Genomic DNA, 6,565 nt, shown 5'->3' with positions numbered 1-6,565 from the left:
GGTCCCGTGGTCGGGACCGGCGCCGCCTTCCGGGGTCCTACTGGCTGGGTGCGCCGCCGATGAGGTAGTCCACCCGGCGCCGCAGTCCGTTCCAGCGCCGGTCGTGGTGATAGGCCCGCTTGATGGCCCGGGCCCGGGTCCTGGCCCGGCCTCCGTAGAGGCGGCGGGCCCACAGGGATGTCGGCCGGGCCAGCCGTACCGCGGCAACCATCGCGATGAGCGGAACGACCGCGCCGAGAACGGCCATCCGGGGTTTCCCCTTGAACAGGGCCACGACCGCGAACAGCAGGTTCACCGCCACCGTGGCGACCGCCGTCAGCCGGTTGCGCTCCTCATCGGGCGTCAGCCCGTCCACCCCGAGGGGGAGGAACCCGCAGAGCAGGAGAGACGCGAGCGCCGCGGTCATGATCACGACCTCGATGCTGACCGTGCCCTGCTTGGTCCAGTAGACGTCGCTCAGGTGCAGGATCAACGCGAACTCGTCCAGGACCAGCCCCGTTCCCATCCCGAACAGCACCGCCGCCACCGCGGCCCCCCACCCCGACCGGCCGGCCGCTGCGATGCCCGTGAAACCGCCGACGGTCATCAGGATCACTCCCGGCACCGCGTGGTGGACGTGCAGTCCGCCCGGAGTGACGTTGCGGAACGGCCCCTTGCCCGCGCGGATCATCCGGGTGATGACCCGGGTCACGGCGAAGGCGACGACGAACGCGGACAGCGCGAGGAGCAGCGGAAGCTTCCCCGGCTCCAGGACATTGCGGTACCACCAGTGGCCCATGCCGTCACCCTCCCGGCCGGGGTCGCACCCCGCACGACGGGACCCGCCGTTCGGGGGGTGTGCCGGGGTCGTCAGGCGGCGACGCCGATGGCGTGGCCCGCGGCCGACGGGTCGGACAGGGAGGCCAGGAGGGCGTCCGCGACGTCCGCCCGGGCGATCACCTTGCCGCCGGGGACGTTGGCGTCCACCGCCCGCCGGTACGTCCCCGTGTACGGCCGGTCCAGCAGCCGCGGCGGCCGGATCACCGTCCACTGGGTACGGCTGGCGGCGATCGCCGCCTCCATGACCGTGAGGTCCGCGTACACGTCCCGCAGCGCCCTGCGCAGCAGCGGGTAGACCAGCACCCGGGTGAAGGCCCCTTCCTGCGGCGGCAGCGGACCCAGCGGGGCCGCGCTGACCGCCGACAGGCGGCCCACCCCGGCCCGGTCCATCGCGGAGACGATCGACCGCAGCGCCGGTCCCGCCACCGGCGTGAGCCTGGCCTGCTTGTTGGTCGTCGGGCCGAGCGCGGAGACCACCGCCTCCTGCCCCTCCAGTACCCGCACCAGGGCGTCCTCGTCGGACAGGTCCGGCACCACCGTCACCCGCAGCCGTTCGTGCGCCGGTACGTCCAGTCGCGCCGGGTCGCGGACGACGGCCGTCACCTCGTGACCCGCTCCGAGTGCCTGCCGGACCACCTCGTGGCCGATCCCGCCCGTGGCTCCGAACACCGTGAGTTTCATTCTGGCTCCCACATTCGCGTGACGCATGACGTGTGGCGCATGACAGTGGAGGGGTGGGTGAGTATTCACTCACCCCCGCTTCCGTTATGGTGAGTGAATGCTCACCCCCAAGTCAAGCCGGTCCACCCCGGAGCGCCTGCTCGATGCCGCCGAAACGCTCATGCGCACGACGGGTCTGGCGAACGCCACCACGAAGGCCATCGCCCGGGAGGCGGGCTGCTCGGAGGCCGCGCTCTACAAGTACTTCGCGAACAAGGAAGAGCTGTTCGTCCGCGTGCTGATGGAGCGCCGCCCCAACGCCGGCGCGATGATGGCGGCCCTCACCACCGACCCGGGGGACCAGCCGGTCGTGGAGCGGCTGACCGAGATCGCCCGGCACGCCTCGCTCTTCTACGCCGACGCCATGCCCATGTCCGGCTCGCTCTTCGCCGACCCCGTCCTGCTCACCCGCCACCGCGAGGGCGTACGGAGCATCGGCGCGGGCCCGCACGTGGTGCTGGAGGCCCTCACCGGCCATCTGACCCGCGAGCTCGAACGCGGCAGGCTGCGCCCCGACGCCGACCCGGTGGCCGCCGCCGCACTGCTGCTCGGCGCCTGCTTCCAGCGGGCCTTCTTCCTGCACTTCTCCGGCCCCGACACGGTCGGACCGGTCGATGAGTTCGCCCCCGCCGTCGCCGCTACGGTGTGGGCCGCGCTCCGCTGAGCTCGGCGGCGTACGGAGGCTCCGCGCCCGCCCGGGTACAGGTCAGTGCGGCCGCCGCGGCGGCGTAGGACAGCACCTCGGGCCAGTCGACCGGCCCCGGTCCGTGTCCCGGTCCGTTCCCGGGTCCGTGCCCCGGTCCGTGTCCCGGCCCCGGCGCGGAGGCCGTGAGCCGGTGCAGCAGGGCCGCGTTCACGGTGTCGCCCGCGCCGATGGTGTCCGCCACCGCGACCCGGCGTGCGGGCACCGAGTGCTCCGCGCCCTCCCGCGTCCACACGGTCAGGCCGCCGGCCCCCCGGGTGAGCACCACCGCCGAGGGCCCCGCCGCCAGCCAGTCGGCGGGGCGGCCGCCCAGCCACGCCGCGTCCTCCTCCGACAGCTTCAGCACGCCGATGTACGGCAGCCAGGACAGGAAGCGGGCCCGGTAGGCCGCCGGGTCGGCGATCAGCGCCGGGCGGATGTTGGGGTCCAGCAGGGTCAGCAGCCCGCGGCCGGCCTCCCGGCGCAGCAGGGCCTCGTAGGCGCTCGCCCCCGGCTCCAGCACCAGCGAACAGGTGCCGAGCGCGAGGGCCCGTACCCCCTCGGGGAGCTCGGGCGGCAGCCGGAACAGCCGGTCGGCCGTGCCCTCGACGTAGAACCCGTACGCCGCCGAGCCGTCCGGGGCCAGCGAGGGCACCGCCAGCGTCGTCGGCTCCGGTCCGCGCTGGACCAGGGAGAGGTCCACCCCGGCCGTGCGCAGCCCGTCGAGCAGCGAGGCGCCGAAGCCGTCCGTCGAGATCCGGGAGCAGAAGGCGACCGGTGCACCGAGCCGGCCCAGCGCGAGCGCGGTGTTGTACGGTCCGCCGCCCGGCCGCGGCAGCAGGGCGCCCGGCGGCTCTGCGACGGGCACCAGGTCGATCAGGGCTTCTCCACCGACGACGATCACGCGGGGGAAGCTACCCCATCGGGCGCGGGTATCGTCGAGTGGGCCCGCCGGGGCCCGGCGAGTCCCCGCCCCGCCGCATCCGCACGCCGCCCTCACTCCAGGAGCACCGCATGTCCGCCTCGCAGTCCGCCGCCCGCCGTACCGTCCTCAAGGGCGCCGCCGCGATCGCCGGAGCCGTCGGCGGCGGTGCGGCGCTGACCGCCTGCTCCACCGAGACCAACAGCGGCTCCGGCGCTCCGGCGGTCCCCGCCCAGCCCGTCGAGCTGGGTGCGGCGGCCGAGGTTCCGGTCGGCGGCGCCAAGCTGTTCCGGGAGAAGAAGCTCGTGGTCAGCTGCGCCGAGGCGGGCCAGTACAAGGCCTTCAGTGCCCAGTGCACCCACGCCGGCTGCGTACTGGACAAGATCGTCGAGGGTGAGGGCAACTGCCCCTGCCACGGCAGCCGCTTCGACGTGACCACGGGCCAGGCCGTGCGCGGCCCGGCCACCGAGCCGCTGCCGGAGGTGCCGGTGAAGGTCGAGGGCGGCAAGCTCATCGCGGGCTGACGGGCTGACGGGCTGACGGGCTGACGGGCTGACGGGTGCGACGGTCGCGACTGCCGCACCGGAGCTCACTCCCAGTCCCACCCGATCCCCAGGATCCCGCGCCGCACCCCCTGCTCCACCAGGTGCACGGCCCGGTGCGGTCCGCTCGGGTTCAGGTCCGCGAGCCGCCCGCGCGGCGCGTCCGCCCCGCTGCGCGTGAAGCGGCGGCAGCGCACCGGCAGCGCGGCCTCGTCGAAGCGGACCTGGAGCACGTACTGCCCGCCCGTGTAGCTGAAGCCGCGCACGTACTCGGTGCTGCGGCCGGCGGTGCCGTCCTCGAAGCCGTAGCCGAAGACGTAGGTGTCCCCGGCGCGCAGCCGGGCGTCGAAGAGCAGCTCGGCGACGACCAGCTCCGCTTCGGGGTGGCGACGGATCCGCCCGGTCCGGCAGTTCTCGACGGCCCGCACCCTGATCCGCTCCGGATCGCAGCCCGGGTCGCCGTGGTGGACCGCGATGTACCGGTCGACCCCGTCCCGGTGGGCCCGTACGACGTGCTGCGACTCGCGGCCGAGCAGCTCCCCGGCGGGCCCGATCCGCACCCGTTCGTGGTGGCCGACGGTGTGCAGGCCGCCGTCGGCGGGCAGCTCCATGCCGGCGAGCAGCGCCTCCACGGCCGCGCCCACGCTGAACAGCGCCCGGTACGAGCGCGCGGGCGGCCGGGCCGTCCCGGCGGCGGCGGGATCCGGCGCGGCCAGCAGCCGCAGCAGGGCGCCCTCGGGCAGTTCCAGGATCTGCTCCAGGGCCCGTACGGCCTTCAGGGACTCGGGGCGGCGCGGCCGCCGGGCGCCCTGCTGCCAGTAACTGAGGCTGGTCACCCCGAGTTTGATGCCGCGGGCGGCGAGCCGGTGCTGCACCCGGTGCAGGGGCAGGCCGCGGGCGGTGAGGGCGGCGCGGAGCGCGAGGTGGAAGGGGCCGTCGCGCAGCAGGTGCGGCAGCTCCCGGGCGCCGTCCGCGCGGGCCCCGTCAGAAGGGGGGCCGTCCGGGGGGACGCTGGCCGAGAAGGTGCCGTTCGCGCTCGATCGCATGGGGGCTCCTCCTGTGAACGTTCACGCGACGGGGCGCGGGCGGTCCGGCGGGTGACGCCGCCGGCCCCGGTGGGTCCAGGTGGGTCCGGGTGGGATGACGGCGGACGTTCACACTCTGGTCCCACCGTTCACACCGCGATGTCACGCCGTATTGAAGCGTGTTGACCTGTTCCCGACAACACCCCGATGCTCCTCCACAGCGTCCGGACGCGCTCCTCCACCCCCACTCCCCACCTCGGGAGGAACGCGATGCGCAACAGAAACCGGCGGCTCACCCTGGCCGCCTTCCTCACCGCCCTGCTCCTCGCCCTGCCCACCGCTGCCGCCACCGCCGCCGACACCGGTACGGGCATCACGACCGCCACCTCCTCCGCTTCCGCCGCCCCCGCCGAGAGCTCGGCCCTGGCGTCCAAGCGGCTGAACATCACCATGCAGGCCCAGCAGAAGACCAACTGGTGCTGGGCCGCCTCGGGCAACACCATCGCCACCTGGTTCGGCCGCACCTACAGCCAGAACCAGTTCTGCAACGCGGCCTTCAACCGCCAGCAGGGCTACGACTGCCCCAACAACCAGGCCAACCTGGCCAACGTGCAGACCGCCCTGCGCTGGGCCGGCATCAACTCCGGCTCCTACGTGACCGGCTGGCTCCAGTACTCCACCGTCCAGACCGAGATCAACGCCAACCGCCCGGTCGAGACCCGCATCCAGTGGGCCAACGGCGGCGGCCACATGCACGTGATCTACGGCTACGACACCGCGAACAGCTGGGTGTACTGGGGAGACCCGTGGCCCTCCAGCGACCGCTACAACTGGGCCTCGCACGCCTGGTACGTGGACAACAGCACCTTCTCCTGGACCCACTCGCTCTACCGGATCGGGGCGTGACCTCATGAACTCCCGCCTCATGAACCACCGCCTCACGAACCACCGCCTCGTGAATCCCCGCCTCGTGAACCCCCGTCTCGCCGCCGCGGCCGTCGCCGCGACCGCCGTACTGGCCCTGGCCCCCACCCAGGCCTCCGCGGCGCCCGTTCCGCAGCCCCAGAGCGCCACCGCCGAGAACCTGGCCGCCGCGGCGCGGACGGCGGCGGCCCCCGACACCCTCGCCACGCTGTCCCGCTTCTTCGCCCGCGAGGGAAAGGTCTCGCTCGCCGCCGCGCAGCCCCGCATCGAGGGCGAGACGGTGCCCGTGCACTACCTCTCGCCGGAGTTCGTCGCGGGGAAGGCGGGCGCGAGCGTGGCCCGGCTGGAGTTCCTCGCCAGCAAGGCCGTCTCCTCGGACGGCCAGCAGGCCGCCCTGTGGACCGCGCGGACCGCGGCGGGCTGGCAGGTGGTGAACATCGCCACCGGCGACGACGAGTTCCGCTACGCGCAGCTCGGCGCGGCGAAACTGCCCGGCGGGACCGTGTTCCGCGAACCGCAGATCGACGCCTGGTACGTGGCCGGCGGCGAGCGGGTGCTGCCCCTGGACGAGGACGCGACGACGGCCGTCGGCGCCCGGGGCGCCAGCCTGGCCGCCTACCGGGCACGGGTCGTGAAGGCCTACGGGGACAAGCTGCCGGGATCCGACTACGGCAAATCCGGCAAGGCCGGTGGCTTCGCCCCCACGGAAGCCACGGTCACGGCCGCCGGCGCGGCCGCCGACACCGCCGTCGGCACGGCCACGACCGGGTCCCCCTCCGCCGGACTCCCGATGACCGCCGGAGCCGTGGCTCTGGCGCTGGGCGCGGCCGGCGCGGTGGCCGCCCGGCGCGCCCGGCGGCAGCGGGTGGTGCGGGCGTAACCACCCGAGGGGCCCGGCCGCCGTCGCCGTGCTGCTGGCCTTCGGCATGTT

The 6,565-nt window shown here is 74.2% G+C and carries 8 protein-coding genes; 4 read left to right on the top strand and 4 right to left on the bottom strand.

What is annotated here, in order from left to right:
• Nucleotides 1-37: 37 nt before the first annotated feature.
• On the bottom strand, nucleotides 38-778 hold the full coding sequence (locus ACFWNV_RS38860; RefSeq protein WP_383956822.1) for a hypothetical protein: 741 nt from the start codon (nucleotides 776-778) through the stop codon (nucleotides 38-40).
• Between the two features lie 71 nt (nucleotides 779-849).
• Entirely contained in the window at nucleotides 850-1,500 is a 651-nt protein-coding gene (locus tag ACFWNV_RS38855; protein ID WP_383956820.1) for an NAD(P)-dependent oxidoreductase, read from the bottom strand.
• A gap of 97 nt (nucleotides 1,501-1,597) precedes the next feature.
• Here ACFWNV_RS38855 and ACFWNV_RS38850 point away from each other — a divergent pair, with 97 nt between their 5' ends.
• On the top strand, nucleotides 1,598-2,203 hold the full coding sequence (locus tag ACFWNV_RS38850) for a TetR/AcrR family transcriptional regulator (protein WP_383956817.1): 606 nt from the start codon (nucleotides 1,598-1,600) through the stop codon (nucleotides 2,201-2,203).
• On the opposite strand, the gene ACFWNV_RS38845 is transcribed toward ACFWNV_RS38850, so the two are convergent.
• On the bottom strand, nucleotides 2,178-3,125 hold the full coding sequence (locus ACFWNV_RS38845; RefSeq protein WP_383956815.1) for a carbohydrate kinase: 948 nt from the start codon (nucleotides 3,123-3,125) through the stop codon (nucleotides 2,178-2,180). The two genes, ACFWNV_RS38850 and ACFWNV_RS38845, sit on opposite strands and share 26 nt — an antisense overlap.
• A 110-nt stretch (nucleotides 3,126-3,235) precedes the next feature.
• On the opposite strand from ACFWNV_RS38845, the gene ACFWNV_RS38840 reads away from it, so the two are divergent.
• Nucleotides 3,236-3,667 carry a Rieske (2Fe-2S) protein gene (locus ACFWNV_RS38840; protein WP_383956812.1) on the top strand — a complete coding sequence of 144 codons (432 nt, stop codon included), beginning with the start codon at nucleotides 3,236-3,238 and terminating at the stop codon, nucleotides 3,665-3,667.
• A gap of 65 nt (nucleotides 3,668-3,732) precedes the next feature.
• On the opposite strand, the gene ACFWNV_RS38835 is transcribed toward ACFWNV_RS38840, so the two are convergent.
• Complete coding sequence (locus ACFWNV_RS38835) at nucleotides 3,733-4,731, bottom strand: hypothetical protein (protein ID WP_383956809.1); 999 nt, start codon at nucleotides 4,729-4,731, stop codon at nucleotides 3,733-3,735.
• A gap of 249 nt (nucleotides 4,732-4,980) precedes the next feature.
• Between ACFWNV_RS38835 and ACFWNV_RS38830 the strand changes: the two genes are divergently transcribed.
• Both ACFWNV_RS38830 and ACFWNV_RS38825 read left to right on the top strand, forming a co-directional pair.
• Nucleotides 4,981-5,616, top strand: a complete 636-nt coding sequence (locus tag ACFWNV_RS38830) for a papain-like cysteine protease family protein (protein ID WP_383956806.1) — start codon at nucleotides 4,981-4,983, stop codon at nucleotides 5,614-5,616.
• Nucleotides 5,617-5,620: 4 nt separating this feature from the next.
• Nucleotides 5,621-6,514, top strand: coding sequence for a hypothetical protein (locus tag ACFWNV_RS38825; RefSeq protein WP_383956804.1), 894 nt, complete (start codon nucleotides 5,621-5,623; stop codon nucleotides 6,512-6,514).
• The last annotated feature ends 51 nt before the right edge of the window (nucleotides 6,515-6,565 follow it).

The organism is Streptomyces sp. NPDC058401 (assembly GCF_042722885.1).
Taxonomy (GTDB): Bacteria; Actinomycetota; Actinomycetes; order Streptomycetales; family Streptomycetaceae; genus Streptomyces.
Note: the sequence above shows the minus strand (reverse complement) of the source record. Positions and strands in the feature narration are given on the sequence as shown.